The sequence below is a fragment of the Providencia sp. PROV205 genome, from assembly GCF_028479505.1.
GTDB lineage: Bacteria > Pseudomonadota > Gammaproteobacteria > Enterobacterales > Enterobacteriaceae > Providencia > Providencia huaxiensis.
In genome coordinates, this window is record NZ_JAMPNU010000027.1 from 1 (window position 1) to 25,391 (window position 25,391).

General features: G+C 41.4%; 24 protein-coding genes. 5 read left to right on the forward strand and 19 right to left on the reverse strand.

Annotated features, from left to right (window positions below; genetic code table 11):
- The first annotated feature begins 376 nt into the window (after positions 1-376).
- On the forward strand, positions 377-958 hold the full coding sequence (gene yfbR / locus PR800_RS15680) for a 5'-deoxynucleotidase (protein ID WP_102137639.1): 582 nt from the start codon (positions 377-379) through the stop codon (positions 956-958).
- A 50-nt stretch (positions 959-1,008) separates the two neighbouring features.
- Here the strand turns inward: yfbR and PR800_RS15685 are convergent, their stop codons facing one another.
- The 5 genes from PR800_RS15685 to yfbV form a co-directional block, all read right to left on the reverse strand.
- Positions 1,009-1,425: a hypothetical protein gene (locus tag PR800_RS15685; RefSeq protein WP_229597463.1), complete on the reverse strand. Its 417-nt coding sequence runs from the start codon at positions 1,423-1,425 to the stop codon at positions 1,009-1,011.
- A gap of 166 nt (positions 1,426-1,591) precedes the next feature.
- Positions 1,592-3,424 (reverse strand): SLC13 family permease, encoded by a 1,833-nt coding sequence (locus tag PR800_RS15690; protein ID WP_102137638.1) that lies wholly within the window; start codon positions 3,422-3,424, stop codon positions 1,592-1,594.
- 88 nt (positions 3,425-3,512) lie between these two features.
- The gene (locus PR800_RS15695) at positions 3,513-4,187 is read right to left on the reverse strand and encodes a sugar phosphatase (RefSeq protein WP_166264563.1); all 675 of its coding nucleotides are present in this window, start codon (positions 4,185-4,187) and stop codon (positions 3,513-3,515) included.
- Positions 4,188-4,579: 392 nt separating this feature from the next.
- On the reverse strand, positions 4,580-5,074 hold the full coding sequence (locus PR800_RS15700; RefSeq protein WP_102137636.1) for a YfbU family protein: 495 nt from the start codon (positions 5,072-5,074) through the stop codon (positions 4,580-4,582).
- A gap of 139 nt (positions 5,075-5,213) precedes the next feature.
- Positions 5,214-5,669, reverse strand: a complete 456-nt coding sequence (yfbV, locus tag PR800_RS15705; protein ID WP_102137635.1) for a terminus macrodomain insulation protein YfbV — start codon at positions 5,667-5,669, stop codon at positions 5,214-5,216.
- Between the two features lie 594 nt (positions 5,670-6,263).
- Between yfbV and ackA the strand changes: the two genes are divergently transcribed.
- The 3 genes from ackA to PR800_RS15720 all read left to right on the forward strand — a co-directional run bounded on the left by ackA (position 6,264) and on the right by PR800_RS15720 (position 10,694).
- Positions 6,264-7,466 carry an acetate kinase gene (ackA, locus tag PR800_RS15710; RefSeq protein WP_272531124.1) on the forward strand — a complete coding sequence of 401 codons (1,203 nt, stop codon included), beginning with the start codon at positions 6,264-6,266 and terminating at the stop codon, positions 7,464-7,466.
- Positions 7,467-7,553: 87 nt separating this feature from the next.
- Positions 7,554-9,683: a phosphate acetyltransferase gene (gene pta, locus PR800_RS15715; protein WP_272531135.1), complete on the forward strand. Its 2,130-nt coding sequence runs from the start codon at positions 7,554-7,556 to the stop codon at positions 9,681-9,683.
- Positions 9,684-10,043: 360 nt separating this feature from the next.
- Positions 10,044-10,694, forward strand: coding sequence for a DUF3313 domain-containing protein (locus tag PR800_RS15720; protein ID WP_272531125.1), 651 nt, complete (start codon positions 10,044-10,046; stop codon positions 10,692-10,694).
- Between the two features lie 48 nt (positions 10,695-10,742).
- Here the strand turns inward: PR800_RS15720 and PR800_RS15725 are convergent, their stop codons facing one another.
- From PR800_RS15725 to yfcD, 4 genes are all read right to left on the reverse strand, one after another.
- On the reverse strand, positions 10,743-12,185 hold the full coding sequence (locus PR800_RS15725; protein ID WP_102137631.1) for a sodium:solute symporter family protein: 1,443 nt from the start codon (positions 12,183-12,185) through the stop codon (positions 10,743-10,745).
- The gene (locus tag PR800_RS15730) at positions 12,182-12,379 is read right to left on the reverse strand and encodes a DUF3311 domain-containing protein (protein WP_102137630.1); all 198 of its coding nucleotides are present in this window, start codon (positions 12,377-12,379) and stop codon (positions 12,182-12,184) included. The genes PR800_RS15725 and PR800_RS15730 overlap by 4 nt, the downstream gene beginning before the upstream one ends.
- 18 nt (positions 12,380-12,397) lie before the next feature.
- Entirely contained in the window at positions 12,398-13,627 is a 1,230-nt protein-coding gene (locus PR800_RS15735; RefSeq protein ID WP_181490111.1) for a M24 family metallopeptidase, read from the reverse strand.
- 244 nt (positions 13,628-13,871) lie between these two features.
- Positions 13,872-14,414 (reverse strand): NUDIX hydrolase YfcD, encoded by a 543-nt coding sequence (gene yfcD, locus PR800_RS15740; protein WP_102137628.1) that lies wholly within the window; start codon positions 14,412-14,414, stop codon positions 13,872-13,874.
- A gap of 482 nt (positions 14,415-14,896) precedes the next feature.
- Here yfcD and PR800_RS15745 point away from each other — a divergent pair, with 482 nt between their 5' ends.
- The gene (locus tag PR800_RS15745) at positions 14,897-15,808 is read left to right on the forward strand and encodes a TIGR01777 family oxidoreductase (RefSeq protein WP_272531126.1); all 912 of its coding nucleotides are present in this window, start codon (positions 14,897-14,899) and stop codon (positions 15,806-15,808) included.
- 3 nt (positions 15,809-15,811) lie between these two features.
- Here PR800_RS15745 and PR800_RS15750 read toward each other — a convergent pair whose 3' ends face one another.
- The 10 genes from PR800_RS15750 to PR800_RS15795 form a co-directional block, all read right to left on the reverse strand.
- Positions 15,812-16,384, reverse strand: coding sequence for a UbiX family flavin prenyltransferase (locus PR800_RS15750; protein WP_102137626.1), 573 nt, complete (start codon positions 16,382-16,384; stop codon positions 15,812-15,814).
- A gap of 104 nt (positions 16,385-16,488) precedes the next feature.
- Positions 16,489-17,313 carry a YwqG family protein gene (locus PR800_RS15755; RefSeq protein WP_272531127.1) on the reverse strand — a complete coding sequence of 275 codons (825 nt, stop codon included), beginning with the start codon at positions 17,311-17,313 and terminating at the stop codon, positions 16,489-16,491.
- Between the two features lie 266 nt (positions 17,314-17,579).
- On the reverse strand, positions 17,580-19,097 hold the full coding sequence (purF, locus tag PR800_RS15760; RefSeq protein WP_102137624.1) for an amidophosphoribosyltransferase: 1,518 nt from the start codon (positions 19,095-19,097) through the stop codon (positions 17,580-17,582).
- A gap of 14 nt (positions 19,098-19,111) precedes the next feature.
- The gene (gene cvpA / locus PR800_RS15765; protein WP_004912301.1) at positions 19,112-19,615 is read right to left on the reverse strand and encodes a colicin V production protein; all 504 of its coding nucleotides are present in this window, start codon (positions 19,613-19,615) and stop codon (positions 19,112-19,114) included.
- 179 nt (positions 19,616-19,794) lie between these two features.
- Positions 19,795-20,436, reverse strand: coding sequence for a cell division protein DedD (gene dedD / locus PR800_RS15770; RefSeq protein ID WP_102137623.1), 642 nt, complete (start codon positions 20,434-20,436; stop codon positions 19,795-19,797).
- A gap of 5 nt (positions 20,437-20,441) precedes the next feature.
- Positions 20,442-21,731 carry a bifunctional tetrahydrofolate synthase/dihydrofolate synthase gene (gene folC / locus PR800_RS15775; protein WP_210842785.1) on the reverse strand — a complete coding sequence of 430 codons (1,290 nt, stop codon included), beginning with the start codon at positions 21,729-21,731 and terminating at the stop codon, positions 20,442-20,444.
- Positions 21,721-22,692 (reverse strand): acetyl-CoA carboxylase, carboxyltransferase subunit beta, encoded by a 972-nt coding sequence (accD, locus tag PR800_RS15780; RefSeq protein WP_102137621.1) that lies wholly within the window; start codon positions 22,690-22,692, stop codon positions 21,721-21,723. Before accD ends, folC begins: the two co-directional genes overlap by 11 nt.
- 117 nt (positions 22,693-22,809) lie before the next feature.
- A complete protein-coding gene (locus tag PR800_RS15785; protein ID WP_042851864.1) occupies positions 22,810-23,496 on the reverse strand; it encodes a DedA family protein in 687 nt (228 codons plus the stop codon).
- Positions 23,497-23,561: 65 nt separating this feature from the next.
- Entirely contained in the window at positions 23,562-24,377 is an 816-nt protein-coding gene (truA, locus tag PR800_RS15790; protein ID WP_166264557.1) for a tRNA pseudouridine(38-40) synthase TruA, read from the reverse strand.
- Positions 24,377-25,387 carry an aspartate-semialdehyde dehydrogenase gene (locus tag PR800_RS15795; protein ID WP_166264556.1) on the reverse strand — a complete coding sequence of 337 codons (1,011 nt, stop codon included), beginning with the start codon at positions 25,385-25,387 and terminating at the stop codon, positions 24,377-24,379. Before PR800_RS15795 ends, truA begins: the two co-directional genes overlap by 1 nt.
- Positions 25,388-25,391 lie beyond the last annotated feature (4 nt).

Consider the following 25,391-nt stretch of genomic DNA (forward strand, 5'->3'; position numbering starts at 1 on the left):
ACTCTGGAGGCTTTTTTATTCTAAATCTAGCCATCACTAATAGACTGTATTATTCTGATAATCAAAGAATGGAAATAAAATAAATTGCCACAAGGAAAAAGCCCAATAATATAAATGGAAAATATTTCATACTGCCTCTTTATTTATGAATTGAATATTCATTATATTTTTTTGATTACATAATTCAACACAATTAAAATATCAGTTAATTTATAATCTAAATTAGATAATATTATTAAGACGCTCTTAATTTGACAAAATAACATTAAAATACAGTCACTAAGTAGTAACCAATTAAAAAACAATAAATTTATATCACTGTCACTTTATTTCCGTTATAATTTTTGTTGTTTGTAGACACCATAAAAGAGGACTTATGAGCTACTTTTTCGCCCACCTTGCTAGAATGAAATTAATCCATCGTTGGCCGTTAATGCGTAATGTCCGAACTGAAAACGTTTCGGAACATAGCTTGCAAGTGGCTATGGTTGCCCATGCTCTTGCTATCATCAAGAATCGTCGATTCGGTGGTCAGGTTAATGCAGAACGAATAGCTATGTTAGCCATGTACCATGATGCGAGCGAAGTTATCACTGGGGATTTACCAACTCCGATTAAATATCATAATCAGCAAATTGCTCATGAATATAAAAAAATAGAGAAGTTCGCCCAGCAAAAATTACTCGAAATGCTACCAGAAGAACTGCGAGATGACTTCCGTGAGCTAATTATTGAAGATTTACAAACTGCTGAAGAACATTCATTGGTTAAACAAGCTGATTCACTATGTGCTTATTTAAAATGTTTAGAGGAACTTTCCGCAGGTAATAGTGAATTTAAACTTGCAAAAAAACGCCTAGAGAAAATATTAGAAGAAAGAAAAAGCCCTGAAATGAACTATTTTATGGAAAAATTTGTCCCAGGCTTTAAACTTTCCCTTGATGAAATCAGTAATTAATTTTTTAGTAGGAATAATAAATATTCCTACTCTGCATAAGCAGTTATTAATTATATTTCGTTAAATGCGGTAGAACAGTCAGACGATGACGGGAAATGCACATACAGCCGCTTGGAGTCCCCATTAACCCCCAATACCATTTTTCCTTTATCTTCGAAGGTAATAGAACAATAAAAACTCGATTTTGTACGATATTTTTTGCCACTTTTAGTTGTTATTTCAACAACCCAATAATCATATGAATCATTAACACCGAGCTCATATTTAAATGCAAAAATATCTTTCATAACAGCTTTATTTGCAATATTAGACAACGTTTGTGACCTAGGGTATTTTTTCGCACTGCTATTACTAAGGTTATTAATATAGTGTTCAATGACAACAGAACTTAAATCTTCCCCCCAAAAATTTTCAAATGTTGCCAAGCCCAAATAATATCTTTCTGGTGTAGCAGTTTCTTTATTCATATTAGATATTCCTCACATTAATTTGTCAGAAATAAGCTAGCATTTAGTTTATCAAATGAAAAAACGAATAAATATTAACGCTTACGTTTTTTTAATATAAACCATCAATAACGATTTACTTTTCATTCGTTATTGATGGTAATTTTGAGATTATAAATAACAAGAATTAATTAAAGGGAAATAATACCGGTACGACCAAAATACTAATAAACATCACAATAATAGTGAATGGCACTCCCACTTTCAAAAAGTCAGAAAATTTATAACCCCCTGGCCCTAATACCAAGGTGTTAACAGGTGATGAAACAGGGGTCATAAACGCAGCTGATGCAGCAATACCAACAACCATAGCAAATGGCAGCGGAGAAACCTCCATTTGACGTGCTGCAGCAATGGCAATTGGCGCCATCAATACCGCTGTTGCAGTGTTAGAAATAAACAAACCAATCGTAGCGCAAAGAATAAATAAACACAGCAGCATGACGTGCGGACCTAACCCACCCGCTATCTTCATCAAGGCATCAACTGCAAGTGCTATCCCGCCCGTTTCTTGCAAGGCGAGCGCAAAAGGCATCATCCCAACAATTAATATGATACTCGGCCAGTGAATTGACTTATACGCACTTTCCATGTCGATACAGCGAAATTTTCCCATTAATAAACAGGCAATCAGCGCCGCAATAAAATTAGGAATTTCATTGGTCACCATCATCGCGACCATTAGTGCCAGACAAAATAAAGCATGAGGAGCTTGAGAGGCGGCAGGGGCAACCGCTTCGACTTCAGCAGCTAGATTCAGGACAATAAAGTTCCGTGGCTTAGTCGATAAAACCCGGATTAATTTCCAATCACCAATGACTAATAAAATATCCCCTAATCTAAGCGGTTCATCAACTAGTTTTCCATCCAATGCCTTGCCATCACGACGAATACCAACCACGTTTAAACCATAGCGAGTACGAAATTTAATATCCTTTAACGATTTACCCAATAGTTCGGAATCTGGGTTCATCGATACTTCAGCCATGCCTACGTCTCGTGATTGCTCTGAAAAATAATCACCTCGTAAAATCATGGGTTCAAGGAGTTGTTCGCTACAAAACTGACGTAAGTCGTCATCACTCACAGAAATATCAATTAATAAGACATCTCGCTCGCGTAACTCCGTTCCCCCCGTCGCGCTCACCATCACACGACGGAATTTACGCCAACGCTCAATCCCTACCACGTTAGCTTCGTAGCGAGAGCGAAGATGCAGTTCATCAAGGGTATGGCCAATAAGCGGGGAACCTTTGCGGATAGCAAGACGGCGAGCTCTGCCTGTCAGCTTGTAATCTCGAATTAAATCACGGAAAGTACGCTGATATTTAACTGGTTGTTTATCAGGTTCGTTACTGCCTAGCCAGCGCCTTGTCAGCCACATGTAGGCGATACCCGCGAATAAAATTAAAATACCAATCGGGGTAATAGAGAAAAATTGAAAGCCTTTGATCCCTTCTCGTACCAATTCACTGTTCACCACCATATTAGGTGGCGTGGCCACCAGTGTCATCATCCCACTGATTAGCCCAGCGAAGCCTAATGGCATCATTAACCGGCTAGGGGACGTTTTCATGCGTGATGCGACACTTAAAACGACGGGGATGAAAATCGCCACCACCCCAGTGGAGCTCATAAAAGCCCCTAACCCAGCGACGGTGAGCATTAAGAAAACCAGCATTTTGCTTTCGCTGCTTCCTGCAACGCGAACAAGCCAGTCTCCCATTTGATAGGCTATCCCTGTGCGAACAAGGCCATCACCGATGACAAATAATGCAGCGATTAGCAAGACGTTAGGGTCAGCAAAACCGGCTGTAGCTTGTTCTAGCGTTAAAGTATCGCTCAATACAAACGCGACAATGACAAGTAACGCTACCACATCCATACGGATCTTATTTGTGGTAAATAAAACTATCGCAATTAATAGGAGGGTCAAGACCCACAGCAATTCTCCGTTCAAAATATCCCCTTTCGACGAAAAAAAACATTGCTAAGAATTTTATTCAGTTAAGCATGTTTTACGGAGAATTTCTTTGATTAAATCACCATTAAGTCAAATTAGACACGAAAAGTTCATAATCACCATTATTGTCAGGCCCCGTAACGGAAATTTGTGCCAGTGAACTCACAATTACTTGAATTTCATCACGACGCGGCATGCCTTCTGGCGCATGGACTGCGACCACTTGGCAGCCTGCTGTTAATGCAGAATGGATGCCTGCCTGCGCATCTTCAAAGGCAATGCAGGATTTTGTAGGAAGAGAAAGTGCTTGTGCCCCAAGTAAAAACGGTTCTGGATCTGGCTTACCTTTGGACACTTTTTCAAATGTTATCCAATGTTTAGGCTCTGGTAACCCTGCCGCTTGTTGACGGCCATGGGCAATTGGTACAGTACCAGAGGTGACAATCGCCCACGGCGCGCCAATTTCATTTAAACGCGATAGCAAAGCAATAGCGCCGGGTAAAGCAATAACGCCTTCAGTATCTTCACTTTCCATTTTTTCTAACCAGCGAAAATAACCCATAATTTCTTCATCACTCGCCTCAGGTAAAAAGTGACGCAAACTGGTTAATGCTGGCTTTCCATGAATAAAGTTAATAATTTCTTCAGGGCTTTTTCCTATTCGCTCACCAAATTTACACCAGCAACGCTCAACAACTGCCAGCGAATCCGCCAATGTGCCATCTAAATCAAATAGAAACCCTTTTGCCTTTAACTTCACATCTCCCCCTTTACCCTTTAATTGTGCAATTCGCATAACATAAAAAGTTGAATCGATTCTAGCCCACTAGTTAACGCTAAATAGGCATATATACGCAACCTCAATATTAAAAATAATTAAGAATTGAGCCTAAGACTTAGATTTGAATGCACTAGAGAGTTAAAACAGGAAAGAAATGTTAATTTGAAGTTGAAATTTTATACCTATTAATCCCATTTACTCTAAATAATTTGCCTTGTCTCTAGGCGATAAAGTGAAGTATGACGAGATTGCTCTAAATATTCACGCTGTAGCTAGGCGACTAGAGAAGATATCTCGGGGAACATACAAAAGTATGTAACCCGAGTAGCCGAATGTAGTCAACAACACTACAGCGCGAAGAATGATGAGTACTAAGCGTTGAAGATTTGGGATATCTCTACTGCTGATAAATGATACTGCCTTGGACATGCATGCCAAATCGCTAACATACGATTATATTTTTCCCACATTGGTGTTTGTGAGTTAAACCCATGCGTTCCACTGTCAAAGTGGGTATAACGCCCTTCTGTATTGACCATAAAACGAACATAGCTCAGATAACGCGCTTCTGTTGCCGCATCAAAGCCCAAAAATTGCACACGGCGGCCATCAATGTCTTCTTTATTAGCCATGTTGCTATAAGAGACTTGCAGTGCATGGTACATTTCCATGATATCAATAACAGTACGGCAGGTGTCTTCACTTAAATGGCCAAAGTCTCTGTCTAACTCACGCATTTGTAAACCGAAACCACGTTCAATAATGGTTTGTAAGCGGCGATAACGTTCTGCATTATCGGGGTCAAGCATGGTCATCATTTTATATTGATTAGATAAGATCAAGCGTTGTGCGTTAGTCATTTCCATCATGGTTCTCCCACTAAAAAGTATGGCTTATCTTCGCATTCAACATCAATCATAGACAGTGAAAACATCGCTTTTATTGATCTAAACACGTTTTTTGCATTACTTATTGTTAAATCTACCTTTTAATGGAAATCATCTCTTAGATATCTTCCAAAAAGGAACGATCCAGCTGCTTAAACGCACGTTTTAGTAAATCAGCTAACGCCATATAATCGGGTTGCTGTTCAATCGGTGCCATGACAATACCCGCTTCGGTAAATTTATCACGGATCTCGTGAAACCAGCTCAACAAGCTCGATGGCAGAGGCGTCGCAGCACGTTTTCCTAACCACCATAAACCTTGCATTGGCAAACTACAGGCAAACAGTGCCGTTGCAATGGCGGGACCAAGTTGCCCACCTAATGCGATTTGCCATGCTAATGTGAAAATTGCAATGGGTGGCATAAAACGAATACCAAAGCGAACAGCCTTGTTAATGCGAATTTCGGGGAAGATTGGCGACAGTTTTTTCTCCATAGGAAAAGTCTTCAGATAGTGGTTACCTAATCTAAAGCGTTTAAAAAAACCGGGCGGTGTACTTTGTAATGTACTCATGAAACGTTTCCTATCGACTTCTTAAAAACTGAGGCAATAATTTATAGATTGCACGATGGTAAAATGATAGCACATTTAAGATAACGAAATTATTTCATTACATTTACCTTAAGTTAAGTCATTTTACTAAATATCAGCTATTCTAATAGCAATGTAACCCTGTGCTATAACACCACTTTATACGTCACTTATGATTTTAATCAATCAAAGCCCCTATTTTTAAAAAAAACGTATAAAATATAAAATAATTTTAGTAGAATCTACCGCATTTAGAATTGCTGTTGCATTTGTTACTTTTTAGCTTTATCCATCTTCAAAACGGAAGATAGACAACAGTTATATATTGGGGTTATTGCTCGTTATTTCAACACTAGATGCAAAGATTTACTTTTATAACCCTTTGCTGGAAAGAATAGCGCCTGTTTTATCAACCCCATAAAGGTCTCACGATCTTTAACTTTTTCGCCTTTAACATGATATCAATCATGATGTTTCAGGTCATAAATACGCTAGGCTTTAGCAGTATATTTTTAATCTGAGTCTTTTCATGTTGTTTAAAAGGCTTCACAACAACAATTAACGATAGGTATTTCCATGTCAAGTAAGCTGGTACTGGTTCTAAACTGCGGTAGCTCCTCACTGAAATTCGCCATCATCGACCCAACTAATGGCGATGAATTTTTATCTGGATTAGCTGAGTGCTTTAACCTCCCGGAAGCCCGTATTAAGTGGAAAATGGATGGTGCTAAGAAAGAAGCGCCTTTAGGTGCTGGTGCAGCGCATAGCGAAGCATTGGATTTCATTGTTAACACTATTCTTGCTGAAAAACCTGAGCTATCAGAGCAAATCACCTCCATTGGCCACCGTATTGTTCATGGTGGTGAGAAATTCACCTCTTCTGTATTAATTACAGACGAAGTGATTGAAGGCATCGAAGCGGCTATTCCATTCGCGCCATTACATAACCCTGCTCACCTTATCGGTATTGAAGAAGCAAGAAAATCTTTCCCGCATCTGATCAACAAGAATGTCGCTGTCTTTGATACCGCATTCCATCAGACCATGCCGCAGGAAGCTTATCTGTATGCATTGCCATACGAATTATATTCAGAGCATAGTATCCGCCGTTATGGTGCGCACGGTACAAGCCATTACTATGTTTCCCGTGAAGCCGCGAAAAAACTCAACAAATCTGTTGATGATCTAAACGTTATCACTTGCCACTTAGGCAACGGTGGTTCTGTTACTGCTATTGTTAATGGTAAATGTGTAGATACGTCAATGGGCTTAACGCCATTAGAAGGTCTGGTAATGGGAACTCGTAGTGGTGATATCGACCCTGCAATTATTTTCCATTTACATGATTCTTTAGGCATGAGCGTTGATCAAATCAACAAAATGCTGACCAAAGAGTCTGGTTTATTAGGTTTAACTGGCGTAACTAGCGACTGCCGCTACCTTGAAGACAACTACGGCACTAAAGAAGATGCCACTCGCGCAATGGATGTTTTCTGCCATCGTTTAGCTAAATACGTTGGTGCATACAGTGCACTGATGGAAGGCCGTCTTGACGCTATCATCTTCACAGGTGGTATTGGTGAAAACTCAGCGCAAGTTCGTGAAATTACTTTGAAGAAACTGGCTATCCTTGGTTTCGAATATGACCATGAGCGTAACTTAGCAGCACGCTTCGGTAAAGAAGGTTTAATCACCACCGATAACAGCCGCCCTGCTCTGGTTATCGCAACCAATGAAGAGTTGGTTATCGCCCAAGATACTGCGCGTTTAACCGCATAAGCAACTTCTACCGCCAGCAACATGCTGGCGGTATCGTTTTGTCATTAGAGTAACCGAAATAAAGAGGTTCCCGTGTCCCGTACAATTATGTTAATACCTACTGGCACCAGCGTTGGCTTAACTAGCGTTAGCCTAGGTGTCGTTCGCTCAATGGAACAAAAAGGTGTTCAATTAAGCGTTTTCAAACCTATCGCACAGCCACGCGTCTCTGGCAACAAAGACCAAACCACTGAAGTCCTGCGCTCTCATTCAAGTATTACTACCATTGTTGAACCCTTAACAATGGAATACGTTGAATCGCTACTGACCTCTTCCAAAAAAGATGTGTTAATGGAAGAAATCGTCGCTCGCTATCATGACCACACAAAAAATGCGGAAGTGATTTTAATTGAAGGTTTAGTGCCAACACGTAAACATTCATTTGCTCAATCATTAAACTATGAAATTGCCAAAACATTAGGCGCAGAGATTGTTTTTGTCACTGCACCAGGCAATAGCTCCATTACGCAAATGCAAGAACGTTTAGAGTTAGTACGCAACGAATTCGGCGGCCAACGTAATAAAAATATTATCGGTGTTATTATCAACAAGGTGAATGCGCCTGTTGATGAGCAAGGCCGTACTCGCCCTGATCTGTCTGAAATCTTTGATGATTCAACTAAAGCGACAGTGACTAACCTCGATACCAAGCAACTTTCTGCGCTGAATTTACCTGTACTTGCATCCATTCCATGGAACTTTGATTTAATTGCCACTCGTGCTATGGACATGGCAAGGCACTTAGGTGCAGAAGTTGTTAACGAAGGTGAAATCAAAACCCGTCGCGTTAAATCTGTGACTTTCTGCGCACGTAGCATCCCTCACATGCTTGAGCACTTCCGCCCTGGCTCACTATTAGTGACCTCCGCAGATCGCCCTGATGTGTTAGTTTCTGCATCACTAGCGGCAATGAATGGTGTTGAAATCGGTGCGGTTCTACTTACGGGTGGCTACAACATTGACCCGCCTATTCGCCAACTGTGTGAACAAGCGTTCGAAACAGGCCTGCCGGTGTTTATGGTGAAAAGCAATACATGGCAAACATCACTGAATCTGCAAAGCTTTAGCTTAGAAGTCCCTGCAGATGACCACGAACGTATTGAAAAAATTCAAAACTACGTGGCTCGTCATATTAGTAGCGATTGGATCGAATCACTGGTTGCAGACTCTGAGCGCCCTAACCGCCTCTCACCACCTGCTTTCCGTTATCAGTTAACTGAATTAGCGCGTAAAGCTGGCAAACGTATCGTTCTTCCTGAAGGCGACGAGCCACGTACCGTTAAAGCTGCATCTATCTGTGCAGAACGCGGCATCGCAACTTGTGTACTGTTAGGTAACCCAGAAGACATTCGTCGCGTTGCGGCAGCGCAAGGTATTGAGCTCGGCACTGGCATTGAAATTGTCGACCCAGTTAAAGTACGTGAAGAGTACGTTGCTCGCCTCGTTGAATTACGTAAGAGCAAAGGAATGACTGAGGTTGTTGCTCGCGAGCAATTAGAAGATAACGTCGTATTAGGGACATTAATGCTGGAAAAAGGCGAAGTTGATGGCCTAGTTTCTGGTGCAGTTCATACGACGGCAAATACTATTCGTCCACCGCTACAATTAATTAAAACAGCACCGGGCAGCTCATTAGTTTCTTCTGTTTTCTTTATGCTATTACCTGAGCAAGTGTTTGTTTATGGTGACTGCGCTATCAATCCAGATCCAACTGCAGAGCAATTATCAGAAATCGCTATCCAATCTGCTGATTCCGCAAAAGCGTTTGGTATTGACCCACGTGTTGCGATGATCTCTTATTCTACTGGTGATTCAGGTGCAGGTAGTGACGTTGAGAAAGTGCGTGAAGCAACACGTTTAGCGAAAGAAAAACGCCCAGACTTAATCATCGATGGCCCATTACAATATGATGCGGCAGTGATGGCTGACGTTGCTAAATCTAAAGCGCCTAACTCGCCAGTTGCAGGTAAAGCGACCGTATTTATCTTCCCTGACTTGAATACCGGTAATACCACTTATAAAGCAGTACAACGTTCTGCTGACTTAGTGTCTATTGGTCCAATGCTGCAAGGTATGCGTAAGCCTGTCAATGACTTGTCTCGTGGTGCATTAGTTGATGACATCGTTTATACGGTTGCATTAACTGCAATCCAAGCCGTACAAAACGAAAACGCATAATTCATCTCTATGATGTAAAAAAGCGCTCAGTTGAGCGCTTTGTGGTTGTTGACAAAGCGGGATAAAAGCGTGGTTTTTCCCGCTTTGTGTTATCAGCCGAAAATCAAAAAATTGATTTTCCTAATTTATTTTCAAAACCTATTCGACTTGCAGCCAAACATAATATGTTTGTCAGCAGTCTGAAAGCGCTCAGTTGAGCGCTTTTTTTATATTTGAAACCAATAAGCACAAATAAACAAATTAATTACCATAAAAACTATCATCTAGTTTATTAGTCGCATTTTTTATTAACTATATCAAATTTACAGATGATAGCATTCGCACTAATTTTTTGTGTCGCATCATAGCAATGGTAATAATATGAATCACCTAACTAAAAATCTTATAATCATAATCGGTACTTTATTCCTAGCATCTTGTTCTAGTCGCCTTCCTTCCTCAACAGAACAATCAAATTTTTTGAGTAACTATGACCGTTTATCTGAAGTTAAAACGCCGTCTGGCAATATAATCAAAGCATGGCATTCAGACCAACTAAATACAACTCAAAAAAATAAGCTTATTTTTACCCCTATAAAATTTAAACCGCTTAATGAACATAATAAAATAAATGAAAAATTCGCAACGGTTCTACTTAATTACACGAATCAACAGGTCAAAAAAGAGCTAGAAAAGCACTTTGAATTAACCCAAACACCAGGGCCTAATACATTACAATTTGCAGGTGTCATTACCTCTGTTAGCGCAACTGCTGAAGAACTCAAACCCTATGAAGTTTTACCTGTTATGTTAGTGATAGCAGGAACCCAACTTGCAGTAGGAAGCCGAGATGCTGACACGAATATTTATTTTGAATGGAAAGTCACTGACTCACAAACTGGGTTGCCTTTATATGAAGCCATTAGGAAAAACAGTGGGAACCAATTAAGTAATACTGAACAGATGATAACCTTAGAAGACTTAAAGGATGCTGTTGATATTATCGCGGATGAAGTTGTTCCAAACGCATAATATGTCATTACGGATGGTAAATAAAATTACCATCCGTAATTTAATAGACTATCTTTTACGCGTAAATAATGACACCACTACTGCAACAATAATATTCAGAATAAATGCCGCAATACCGATATTCATGAAACTTAAACTTTCCCCTAACCAAGGGAACAATTGTGCTAACGAAATTTTCTCGATATAGGTTACCGCAAGGAATAAAACTCCCGCAGAAATCCCACAAATAGCACCTGCTGGTGTCATTGGGTTTTGTTGTTTAAAGCTCATCAATAAAGCAGGGAAAAACTGTGCAACAATATTCACGCCGAGTAACATAATCGCTACGAGAGTATCGTTACTGTGGAAAATAAAATACAAGCTGACTAACGCAACCACAGGCACCATAAAGCGTGCATAAACACCAGACTGGCGTTTTTCTTCACTTACACCCATCGCTTTTTGCACAACGCCTGCTAACATATTGGAGGTGGTTAACAACAACATCGATCCTGGAACTAATGCCGTTAGCATACCCGCAGCGCCAATAAAACCGACCACAATAGGTGAGAAGGTGCTTTTAGATATCTCAAACAGCGATAAATCCACCGCGGCCCCTTCAAGATGCGGAATTTGCAATATAGACGCATAGCCGACAAAAAAAGCAAATAGCATAATCAAGCTGTAAGCTGGGATCAAAATACTATTACGTTTCAGAGATTTCTCATCTTTTGCGGTAAACACTGCGGCCATATAGTGTGGCCAACAGAAATAGGCAACCACAGATAAGAATATTGTCGAAATATACCAAGGAATATTAAGCCCTGTTTCGGAGAAGGTTAAAAAGCTTGGCATTGCCGTATCTATCGCTTTAAACATCTCCCCAAAGCTACCGTAATAATGAAGTGGGATATAAATACCGATAAACACCACCACAATTAAAATCATTAGATCTTTCAGAGCTGATGTCCAAGCTGAGCCATGAATACCTGAAATCATCACAAACAACGTCACTGCGATAATTCCAATCCAAATGGCAATATCAGCTGGAATTGCACCATAAGACGCTTGAGAAACAATTATGCCTAATCCTTTGAGCTGCAAAACAAATAAAGGCACCATCGCAGCAATAGAAATTAAGCTAATTAATAACCCTAACCCCGGGCTTTGATATTTCTTGGTAAATAACTCAGAAATCGTTCTGACATCATTATCTTTTGCGAAGCGCCATACTCTTGGGTGTACCCAATATAAAAAGATCCCCATAAACGCATTGACCGCTAAGGTATATAGGATTGCAGGGCCTTTTCCGTAAGCCCAGCCGCTCCCACCGAGGAAGGTAAATGTGGTATATATTTCCCCTGCACTTAATAAGAAAACCAGCAGTGCGCCGTAACTACGTCCACCGACAGACCATCCTTCGTGATCCATCGTTTTTCCTTTTTTAGCGCGGATAGCTAAATAAATACTAAAAAAGAAAAATGCAGTGATGATAATTAATGAGGAACTCATGATGTTTCCTTAGTATTTTTATTATCTAATACATTGATTAGTAACATCACTAAAGCTGTAATAATCACCCATGCCACAATCCAAAACATTAAAAATGGCAAGCCCATCACAAAAGGCTCTACTTGGTTAACGAAATAAATGCCCACGGTTAATGCTAGGATTGGGAAAATAACTAAATAATGATACCACTTCATAGAAAATTCCTTATTCCATTACCCTAAAGAGACCAATTCACGGGGCAGATGACTTAGCATTTCAACACCATCTTCAGTGATGAGTAGCATATCTTCAATCATAATGCCGCCCACACCAATCCCGTAATATGGCGTTTCTAAACTCATGACCATCCCAGCTCGAAAGACTTCTGTCGTCGCAGCACTCACAAAAGGGGCTTCTTCTAACCCGACAAACACGCCATCCCCATGGCCTAAGTGCCCACGGTTATAATAAGGCAATCCCGAGGAACGGATCAGTGCCATTGTTTCATTAAAAACATCACTCAATGCGACACCGGGTGCAACTCGGCTTAACATATATTGATGACCTTTTAAAATGGTTTGATAAATAGCAGCGACTTTTTCATTCGGTTTACCAACCACAAATGTGCGTGCAATATCAGCGCCATAGCCTGCCACATCAACACCACAGTCAAATTTAATTAAATCACCTTCTTTTGCCGGCTGGTCATCTGGGATCATTTTGGGTGAAAAATCACTGCCAACTGAAATTAAATTGAAGCGGCTATAGTTCGTTTCAGGGAATTCCATCACTTTCGCTTTAAAAGCTGCGGTTAATTCTGCTGAAGTACAGCCAACTCTAATTAATTTACTCGCAGCAGCAATACCAGCTTCTGTAATTTGTGCAGACTTTCTGAGGTGAGCGATTTCCCACTCACTTTTAATCATGCGTAATTCATTAAATAACGGTGAAGAGTCAACCAAATTTAGCCCAGGGATAACCTTATCCAGCCATACTTTTCCAGTATGTGTAATTTGGTTTAATTCAATCGCAACCGGTTTTCCATAAACGCCTGCATCTGACAACGCCTCTTTAAGTATATTAAAAATCGTTTCTATTGGGCTATTAATTGGCCTAGCTTTCATTACTTTGCCATTTTCAGGATTGTAAGGGTCGTCTACATCCACCCAAATTGGAAATGTTTTAATCTTTGCATTAGGCATTTGAAGTGACAAATTCGCCGCTTCAAATTCATTCATAATAACCAATGATTCAATAGAGGGATCACGAAAAATAACCGCGATCGCAGAGCCTGTTTGCCTGAAAGTATACATAAAGAAGCTCGCAAAACCGGTTAAGTGATAGAAATTATCACCCACTGTTGCGATTAATGCTTCAATCCCTTCACGCTCCATAATCTCACGAGCTTTGTGGGTTACGTTCTCAAGGTGTTGTTGTTTCAAAAAAGTATTCTGTTTATTCATTATCATTTTTATTCTCTCGAAGCGTCATATCTACATCACGCAGTGCATCATATCGCAAACGATAAATGTTAAGATCTGCCACATTATATCTAGTGTGGAAATGAATACATCGTTTAACATACAAGTTTTTTATAACTAATAGTTATATATTAGCCAGAAATTAACTTTGCTAGAGATTTGATTTTAGGAAAAATAAAGAAAAGGACTAAATAAATTAGCCCTTTAATCATTTAAGTCTGAGTAGTTATAAGTTTTCAGCACAAGTGATGGTTTTTTCTAACTCATTATTACGCGTTAACCATAAAGAAAGCGCTTTGAGTGAATCTGGCGTAAATTCGTCACAGCGTGCACTGATCTCTTTCGGGGTCAACCAACTGACCTCAGCCACTTCAGACTCTTGTAAAGCGAATGGGCCATGGCTTACACAACTAAACAACCCGCCCCATACACGACAATGCGCATCTTCAAAATAAAAATGGCCATGTTCAGCAAAAGGAACACCTGCAATACCCAGCTCTTCTTCCGCTTCGCGCTTTGCAGAATCAAGGATGTTTTCACCTTTTGTAACGACTCCTCCTGCTGTTGCATCAAGGAAGCCGGGGTGAAAATCTTTAATGTCTGTGCGTCGTTGAACCAGTATTTTTCCCATTCCATCATGGACAACGATGTAAGTTGCACGATGGCGTAGGTTTTCTGCTCGCATTTGGCTACGTGTTGCCTGAGCAATCACCGTATTGTCTTCATCAACAATATCGACCCACTCAACGACTTCGGTTGGTTGTTCCATCCTGTAAACCTTTTATTTTTAAGCTAAAACTGCTTATATCATTAGACTGATTATTATTGTGTGCCAAACAATACTAATCTGCATTGATCCACAACTATAGAAACGATCCTAGCTGAATTTGTGATGGGTTGCCATCATAAAAAAACACTTCTTTATTACAATGATAATGAAATCCTGTTTCTTTAAGGTAGCCCAAGCAAATCATACAAATTGTGTTCACAAATGCTATAGTTAAATCATAACGCTGTAGTTTGTGACACTAATGAAAAGTTAATACGCAAAGTTGGTGTATTGTGACTAAGGTGACAGAACGTAGGCAACAACGCTGCGGTTTGAGTATATTGACAGGGGGTATCCCCTAAATAGTTCAAATTGCAGCTAGGCGCTAAGAGATGGCATCCTTAGGAGCATACACAAGTATGTGACTAAGGTGACAGAACGTAGGCAACAACGCTGCGGTTTGAAATATGACGGGGATGGCGATGAAGATACTCATAACAGGCGGCACCGGGCTAATCGGAACACCACTTATCCAAAAACTGATCTCTCTAGAGCATCAGGTTACTGTATTAAGCCGCTCTCCACAAAAAGTTTATAGCCATTTTTGCAAGGCTGTTGAGTGCTGGACGACGCTCAATGATCAAACTCACTTAAATGACTTTGATGCTGTCATTAACCTTGCTGGCGAACCCATCGCGGACAAGCGCTGGACAGAGGAACAAAAAAAATTATTGTGTGACAGCCGCTGGAAATTAACTCAACAGCTTAGTGAATTAATTACGGCCAGTGAAACACCACCTCGCGTATTTTTATCGGGTTCAGCCGTTGGTTATTATGGTAACCAAGGCCAATCAGTCGTCACAGAAGACGAACAGCCCCACGATGAATTTACTCACCAACTCACACAGCATTGGGAAGCTTTAGCCGCTAATGCACAATCAGAAAAAACGCGTGTTTGTTTATTACGCACCGGCTTAGTGTTATCAGCGAATGGCGGTTTACTTGCCAAAATTCTCCCCATTTTTAAAATGGGTGCGGGAGGTCCAATTGGTGACGGGAAACAATACATGCCATGGATACATATCAATGATATGGTTCGTGCGATTTGTTTTCTATTAGAGACCCCAACGCTCTCTGGCCCTTTTAATATGACCTCACCTTATCCAGTTCATAATGACTTATTTTCTGCCACATTAGGTGATGTTCTCAATCGCCCTTCATTTGTGCGAACACCCGCTTTTGTGATTAAGACCATTATGGGTGAATCTGCAGCGCTGGTCTTGGGTGGCCAACAGGCGATCCCCAAACGATTAGAAGAGGCAGGCTTTCAATTTGAACATATCGAATTAAAAGAAGCGCTTACTGACTTGCTTATTCCACATGCTGATCAGTAAATATTATTTCGCCCCCTGCCAGCGGTGAAATAGGTCTTGTTCTAGTTCGATATCAAACTGATCAAGAATGCGGTTAACCGTTTGGTCAATAATATCTTGGATTGTTTCAGGTTGGTGATAAAACGCAGGCATTGGGGGCATGATCACGGCTCCCATTTCTGCAGCTTGAACCATTAATTTCAAATGCCCAACATGCAATGGCGTTTCACGGACACCTAAAAGTAATTTTTTACCTTCTTTCAGTACCACGTCCGCAGCTCTAGTGACCAACGTATCTGTATAACTATGAACAATACCTGATAACGTCTTCATGGTACAAGGCATGATCACCATGCCAGCAGTACGGAACGACCCCGAAGAGATCGCAGCTGCGATATCGCGGCTATCATAGTTATGGTCAGCGAGCTGTTGAACCTCTTTGACACTGTAATCTGTTTCTAATGCTAATGTTTGTCGGGCAGCCGCACTCATCACCAAATGGGTTTCTACCTCTTTGACAGGTTTCAACACTTCAAGCAAGCGGACACCATAAATAGCCCCACTTGCCCCGGTTAACCCAATGATCAGTTTTTTCATTTCGCTGCCCTATTCACGATAACTCACCGTATTATATACAAATCTCACTAGAATGGCAGATATCAACGACGCTGTAGCTCTAGCTATGACGAATTTTTTGGCTATCAGCCGCAATCCCAATTATACACGACTCGACTAAAATCACGTTTTTTCAGATCATCAGGGTGAATAAAGAAATTACCCACACCGATATCCCCCCAAAGGATCCCAATTTCATAATCACTATTGATTTGCAGAAGTAATTCATATTGTTGAATTTTTTCTTCATATTCCCTTGGGTCACTTTGGGTAAAAAATGGATAACCGCCAATGCAGTGAACGCCTGACTCGAATGCATCACTATAAGGTTCAACCCATTCGTCGTAAAAGTCTTCACCTTCAAATTGGTCTTCATAATCGTAGAGGTTGTCGACCCCTAAAATTTTCTGACCAAATTGGAAATCATCGATACTGATGTACTGCTCCGCGAGCGCATATTCAATATGGCATTGACAGTCTATCGGTGTATAATAATCATCGCTGTGCGCTGCAATAACCTCAGAGAAATCTTGGGTTAATTGCTCTTGGTCTTCAATAATATCTTCCCAATAGATAACCCTGAAATCTTCTTGGTTTTGTCTGTCATTGAAATCGGCACCATATAAATCATCACCGCCAATAAAAAATTGCAAAATACCCTTTTCTGGATAATTTTCGAGTTTAGGCATTTGTGCAAAATTAATTTGTGCCAACAACTTTAAAGGAGTTCCTTCACTATTCGTCGGGTATTTTTCATTCAGTGGCAAATATGGCATACCACCGACTCGACTCTCCCATAACACAGTGTTTTCAATTGGGGCTAAGGCCATTGTAACAAGCGGCTTTTTAGTAGCTTTGATTTTATCTGCGAAAGGTTTAATTACATCAGGAAGGGAATTGAAGTCGACCATATAGCATTCCAAATAGACAGTTAATGTCCCTTTAGACTACTTGATTTTTACGTATTTAAAATCAGATATAACTGTAACTTATCCTTTCATTTCAAATCATAGTTATAATCATAGTTATAAAACTATAACTAATTTTCTAAATAGTTTCGGTTACAGCTAGGCGGCGAATGAAGCTATCCCAAGGAGCATACAAAAGTATGTGACTTGGGTAGCTGAATGAAGCCAACAACGCTGTAGCCTACACTATGACGAAAATTGACGAAAATTTAGCCTTCGTTGTAAATTTCCAGATCCTCAACCTCACTCTGGTCCTTCAACTTTAACTCATCGTCTTTCCGTAAGTTTTCTAAGTAGTCTAAATAACTTTGGTCGATATCCTTTGTCACATAAATACCATCAAATACCGAGCATTCAAACTCCGTGATTTCCGGATTTTCTTCTTTAACAGCATCCACCAAATCACTTAAATCTTGGAATATCAGGCCATCTGCACCGATAAGCTTACGAATTTCATCCACTTCACGACCGTGTGCAATCAATTCATTTGCATTTGGCATATCAATACCATACACGTTCGGGAAACGCACTTCGGGTGCCGCTGAGGCAAAATAAACATTTTTTGCTCCAGCTTCGCGCGCTAGCTCAACAATTTGCTCAGATGTTGTTCCGCGCACAATTGAGTCATCGATGAGTAAGACGTTTTTATCACGAAACTCTGCACGGTTCGCATTAAGTTTACGACGTACGGATTTACGACGTTCTTGCTGACCCGGCATGATAAATGTACGGCCTACATAGCGGTTTTTCACAAAACCTTGGCGATAGGGTTTATCAAGAATATGTGCGATTTCTAGCGCAATATCACACGATGTTTCTGGGATAGGGATCACCACATCAATATTTAAATCTTCCCATTCACGGGCAATTTTGGCACCCAGTTTTTGTCCCATACGTAATCTTGCGTTATATACCGACACTTTATCAATAAAAGAGTCTTGGCGAGCAAAATAGACATATTCAAAGATACATGGGGTTAATTGTGGGTTATCAGAGCATTGGCGTGTAAATAATTGCCCTCTTTCTGTCACATATACCGCTTCACCCGGAGCGACATCGCGTAAAAATTCGAAGCCTAAAGTATCAAGCGCGACACTCTCTGAAGCGACCATATATTCATGCTCACCGCTTTCAGTAATGCGGCGCCCTAATACTAACGGACGGATACCATGAGGGTCACGGAAGGCTAACATGCCATGCCCAATAATTAATGCCACGCATGCATATGCACCGCGTATTTTCTTATGCATGGCTGCCACTGCACTGAAAACATTGTCTGGCTCGAGAGGAAAATGGTCAAACCTATCCAGCTCATGCGCTAATACGTTCAGTAGTATTTCAGAATCAGAGGTGGTGTTAACATGGCGGCGAGCAGTTTCAAATAAGCTTCGCGTTAGTTCGTGAGCGTTTGTCAGATTACCATTATGTGCAAGGGTAATACCAAAAGGTGAGTTTACATAGAAAGGCTGTGCTTCTGATGCACTCGAACTGCCTGCTGTAGGATAACGAACATGGCCCAACCCCATACAACCTTGTAGTCTGAGCATATGTCGGGTTTCAAAGACGTCTTTTACAAGGCCATTCGCTTTACGTAAACGAATATTATTTTTGCCATCAATTGTGGCAATACCTGCTGCATCTTGCCCACGATGCTGAAGCACCGTGAGAGCATCATAAATTGATTGGTTTACCGGTGTAACACCGGCGATACCGACAATACCGCACATTTAGTCTTTCCTCATCAGCCAGACGGAGAAATGTTCTCCGGTAGGAAACTTGACGCATTTTGCAGGTAGTCAAAAAACCACCTGATTATATGACTGAACTGCGGAATAAGTTCCGAACGCTGCCAGTCCTCACTTTGAGGTAATGGTGTAAATGTATCGAGAAAAAACAGCAATGCCGAAACAATCAGTACACCACGCAACGCGCCGAAGCAGATCCCCAGAACCCGATCTGTGCCTGATAACCCGGTTTTTTGTACCAACGAGCTAATCACATAGTTCACCACCGCGCCAACAATTAATGTGGCGATAAACAGAGCAGCGATAGCAATGCCATTTCTAACCAGCACATCCTCAAAGCGAGTAAAATAGCCCGCTAAATAAGGATAAAACGTACTCGCAACAAAAAAAGCACAGCCCCATGTAACCAATGAGAGCGCCTCTCGTACAAACCCACGGATCAAGCTAACTAGTGCCGAGAAGCCAATAATGGCGATAATTGTGTAATCTATCCAGACCATATTTTATTCCAAAATTCGCACTCACGACATCAGCGAAGTGCATTCTAACAGAAAACGAAAACGTTTGCGTAACCATTTTTCTATCAATTTTAAAAAAATAGCGGCGAAAAGAAAAAATCATAATCGCCGCAGTAAGTTACTAAATCCCCTTACCTTTTAGGGATTATTGAAATTCTATTTTAAGGTTTATAGCTTTGAATTATTCCTTTTGTTCCCGTAATCTTGTTCAATTCAGGTAAAGCTGCTTCTAAGCGCTGCCTTGAGGCCTCTGGCCCTACGTAAATACGTGTGAGTTTATTATTCACCGGTTTTGCTGGCACCGTATAAACTTGGTAGCCAGACAACCTTAGTTTAGCGACTATCTCCTCAACTTTACTTGCATTGTTCAATGCAATCACTTGTACCACAAATGCTTTGCCCTGTGGCTGAGGTTTTGGCTCGGGCTTAGGTTCAGGCTTCGGTTGTGGCTTCGGTTCAACTTTAGGTTCAGGCTTAGGATCCGGCTTGACTGGTTCAACTACGCTCGGTGCAGGGCTTGTTGTCGATGGCCGTGTTTCAACCTGTTCGTTTTGCTGCTGCGTAATGGCTTCTGACAACATGGCTTCAGAAGCCCCTTCTGAAGAAGCGGTGGTTGTCGTACTCACAATAGGCGCTATTGCCTCAATATCTTCTTCATCACCCGGTTTAGGGATAATAGGAATGGCCGCAAATTCATTTTCATTGTATTTTTTATCGCCATCAAGCAGAGCAGGAAGCACAATGACACCTACTGCTACGAGCACAATGGCGCCAGCAAGTCGATTCTGAAATTTACTAGCCACCGGCACTATCCTTCTTGATTTTCCAATAACATCATGACGTGAGCGACGGTATGAAATGACCCGCACACCACAATCACATCTTGCTCGTTTGCATCGATGCAAGCTTGTTGCCACGCTTTTTCTACACTGCCAAACTGGTTAGCTGCTGGTAAATATTGACTAAGTTGGGCCACATCGGCTCCCCTAAACTCAGTTAATGGCGCAAGGTACCAGTCGGTGACTTGTTGTGATAAGCACTCAAGCGTCCCTTTGATATCTTTATCGCCTAGCATCCCAACCACCGCGCGAATGCGACGGTTTTTAGTTTCCGGTAAGGTGGCTAATTTACTGACTAAGTACCCAGCTGCATGTGGGTTATGAGCGACATCCAATATCATTAACGGTTTTTCACTGACAATTTGGAATCGACCCGGTAATTGAGCCGATTTCAAACCTTGATGAATAGCGGATTCAGTCACTTTCTGGGCAATATCAGTGTCAATTTCCAGTAAGCAACTTACCACACCCAGTGCCGTCGCGGCATTCGCTAAAGGGACATTGGGTAACGGCAAATTATGCCATTCACGCTGTGAACTTTTCCATGACCAACTATTTTCTTGCTCACTGTATTGCCAATCCACACCACGACGAAATAACCGCGTACCTAACTGCTCAGCCACTTGAGCAATTGAAGCTGGCATGTCTGGCTCACCAACGACACCATAGTGATCTTTGCGAAAAATGCCGGCTTTTTCATAACCAATGTGCTCACGGTCTGCGCCTAACCAATCAATATGGTCTAAGGCAATACTGGTGATCGCTGCAATGTCAGCATCAACGATATTTGTCGCATCTAACCGCCCGCCTAAACCGACTTCTAAAATCACAATATCGAGTTTAGCTTGTTTAAATAACTGTAACGCAGCCAAGGTGCCATATTCAAAATAGGTCAGCGAAATATCTGCACGCTGGGCTTCAATTGTGGCAAATGCCTCACAGAAATCAGATTCGGGAAGTTCTTGCCCTTGAATACGAACGCGCTCGGTATAACGGATAAGATGTGGTGAACTGTAAACCCCAACGTTTAGCCCAGAAGCCATAAAAATGGACTCTAGCGTATGACAGGTTGTTCCTTTGCCGTTGGTTCCAGTGACAGTGATAACTTTGGGGGCAGGTTGCGTTAGGTTCATTTTCCTAGCAACTTGACCGACTCGCTCCAACCCCATATCAATATTTTGGCTATGTAGGTCGGTGAGATAAGAAAGCCAAGCCTCCAAAGGAGACTTGGCGTTAGGAATGATTAGATTACTCATCATCTTTTTTATGCTTTTCAGAATCCTTTTTTGGCTCTTGGGCATCAAGTTCATCAACGGCGTTAATGTCGATTTCAACCGTTTCCGCTACGATGATAGGTGTCTCATTAAAGCTTGGTTTATTGGTTAACATTGCCAATATTTCAGCTAAACGGTCACGCATCTCAGGGCGGCGAACTATCATATCAATCGCGCCTTTCTCAAGTAAGAATTCACTGCGTTGGAAGCCTTGTGGTAATTTTTCGCGAACCGTCTGTTCGATAACACGCGGCCCCGCAAAACCGATTAATGCTTTCGGCTCAGCCACGTTAATATCACCTAACATAGCTAAACTTGCAGATACCCCACCCATGGTTGGGTCGGTCAATACTGAAATATAAGGTAAACCACGTTCTTGCATTTTTGCTAATGCGGCACTGGTTTTTGCCATCTGCATCAATGATAACAGTGCTTCTTGCATACGCGCACCGCCACTTGAAGAGAAACAAACCAATGGGCAGTTATCTTCCAGAGCTTGTTCAACCGCACGCACAAAACGCGCACCGACAACAGAGGCCATTGAACCGCCCATAAAGGCGAATTCAAACGCTGCAGCCACAACAGGCATGCCTTTCAATGTGCCTTTTAGCACGATGATCGCATCTTTTTCACCTGTTTCTTTTTGCGCAGCAGCAATACGGTCTTTATATTTTTTTGAATCTTTGAACTTAAGGATATCTTTTGGCTCAAGTTCGCTACCTAATTCCGTTGTTGAGTTTTCATCAAGGAAGGTTTCTAAACGCTGACGTGCGTGAATTCGCATATGGTGGTCACATTTTGGACACACGGATAAATTACGCTCTAATTCAGCACCATATAATACTTGCCCACAGCTATCGCATTTAGTCCAAACCCCTTCTGGGATATTGGCTTTGTGTGATTGGGTCAAGTTACCTTTCTTTAAAATTTTTTCAATCCAGCTCATTAATGGACCTTTTTGTCTGATTCACTCTGGTTATCACCAGTATGTAATTTTTTGCCATTAAACCACAATGATATCTCACTGTAGATAAAAACTTGTTAAACCACCTTGCTAAACGGCTTAGTGGTTATCGATTTTTTGCGCTGCCGCACGCTTTTCTTTTGCAGCGATCCGGCGATGACGAATAATTTCAACCACACCCGGCAAAATTGAAACAAAGATAATCGCGACTATCAGTAATTTCAAATTCTTTTGTACGAACGGTAATTCACCAAAGAAATAACCTGCATAGGTGAATAATAATACCCAAATAAACGCGCCCGTCACATTATAAAACGCAAAGTGACGATAAGACATTTTACCCATTCCTGCAACGAATGGCGCAAAAGTTCTGACTATCGGCACAAAGCGTGCCAGTATAATCGCTTTACCGCCATGTTTTTCATAAAAAGCATGGGTTTTATCTAAATAAACACGACGAAAAATCTTCGAATCTGGATTTTTGAATAGTTTCTCACCAAAAATACGCCCGATTGTGTAGTTCACTGCATCACCAATAATTGCCGCGGTGATCATTAAAGCGACCATTAAATGGACATTCAAGTCATTGCTGTCTAATGACGAAATCGCGCCAGCAACAAATAATAACGAATCTCCAGGTAAAAATGGTGTGACCACTAACCCTGTTTCACAAAATAGGATCAGAAACAGGATACCATAGACCCATGTACCATAATCTCTGACCAGTTCAGCAAGGTGTACATCGATATGTAAAATAAAGTCGATAATAAAAGTGATAAATTCCATATAATCCTCATTAATAATAGCATCCATGCTATTTGCAATAATTATGAGATAGATAAAAATTCGCTTTACATCAGTTCATCTGCCAGAAAAAGAGGCCCCATCACATTCTGAGGTAACTCAAATTTCTCTGGGTAATCGACACTCACTAAATACAACCCTTCCGCTTTGGCGGTTGCAGCTGCCTTCGTGCGATCTTTTAACTCAAGAAGATGTGCCATCCAATCAATATTTTGATTGCCACAGCCAATCTCCAACAGACTTCCGACAATATTTCTTACCATATGGTGAACAAACGCATTGGCTTTGATGTCTACCACCACATAATTACCGTGGCGGCTGACATTCACATGCATCACATTACGCCATGGCGACTTCGACTGACACTGGACTGCTCTGAATGAGGTAAAATCACGCTCACCCAATAGCGCCTGTGCCGCTTCATGCATTCTTTTTTCATCGAGCGGGTAATGAAAATGTGTTACGCCATTCGACAAAATTGCAGGCCGATAACGGTGATTAAAAATCACATAGCGATATCGGCGCGCTGTCGCACTAAAGCGTGCATGAAATTCCTCGGCCACTGGTTTACACCAGCGGACAGCGATATCCGCAGGTAAATGGGTATTCGTCCCCATCGTCCAAGCCGCCTCTTTACGGATGGCCGAGGTTTCAAAATGCACCACTTGCCCTGTGGCATGCACACCTGCATCGGTACGCCCTGCGCAAAACACGCTAATTGGCTCCGCAGCAATTTTTGATAAAGCTTCTTCTAAGCAGCCTTGAACACTTTTAACTTCTTGCTGACGTTGCCAACCAAAATAACGACTGCCGTTGTATTCAATACCTAAGGCGATTCGATACAACTGTGTAGACTCAGACATTAGTAAAACAGCTCCTGAGCCAGTTTTTCTGCTGTTTCTACTGCCATCAATGCCCCACCGAAACGCACGTTATCTGCCACTGACCAAAACTGTAAAATTTCAGGTATGCCGTAATCATTGCGAACACAACCAATGCTTAATTGGTCATGACCTGACGCTTCTGTCACCTGTGTGGGATAATCACCCTCTTCTGAGACCTGAATATCCTCAAAACGTTCAAGTTCGTCGTTAGCTTCTTCTGCACTCATTGGACGCAATGTTTCTAAATGAACGACTTGCGCATTACCATAAAAAACAGGGGATTGAATGAAGCTCACCGCAACTGGCAAGCCATCATCTTGCAATACCTTACGCACTTGCTCAACCAAACGACGTTCGTGAACCACACTGCCTTCCATGTCAGCCAATAATGGCAACATATTGAACGCGAGTTGCTTACTAAAACGACCCTCTTCGGCAGGAATACCATTTAATAAACGCGCACTTTGCCCGGCCAGTTCGTCGACTGCGGCTTTACCATAGCTGGAAACCGACAGCATATTTGTCAAGGTAATACGGCCTAACCCTGCGGCATCCACCAGCGGTTTAATCGCTGTTAATAATTGGCTCACAGAGCTATCTGCCAATGAAATAATATTACGGTTGCGATAATCAGCTAACACTTGCGGATTCACATTTGGGACAATCAATGGCACGTCCGGTTCTTGGGCAAATACACCGCTAGTATCGATGACAATACACCCTTCTTGCGCTGCTAAATCGGCATATTCTCGGCTCACACCTTCATTGGCGGCAAAAAAAGCTATTTGTGCCTGTGACCAATCAAAATCGGCCACATTTTCAACTTGAATACTTTTACCATTAAAGCGCACGCTCTCCCCTGCACTACGCTCGCTGGCAAGTAAATACAATTCGCCGACTGGGAATTCTCTTTCTTGTAACAGTGAAATAATGGCTTCACCTACAGCACCGGTTGCGCCTAATACTGCAATATTCCAACCTTCAGTCATGGCT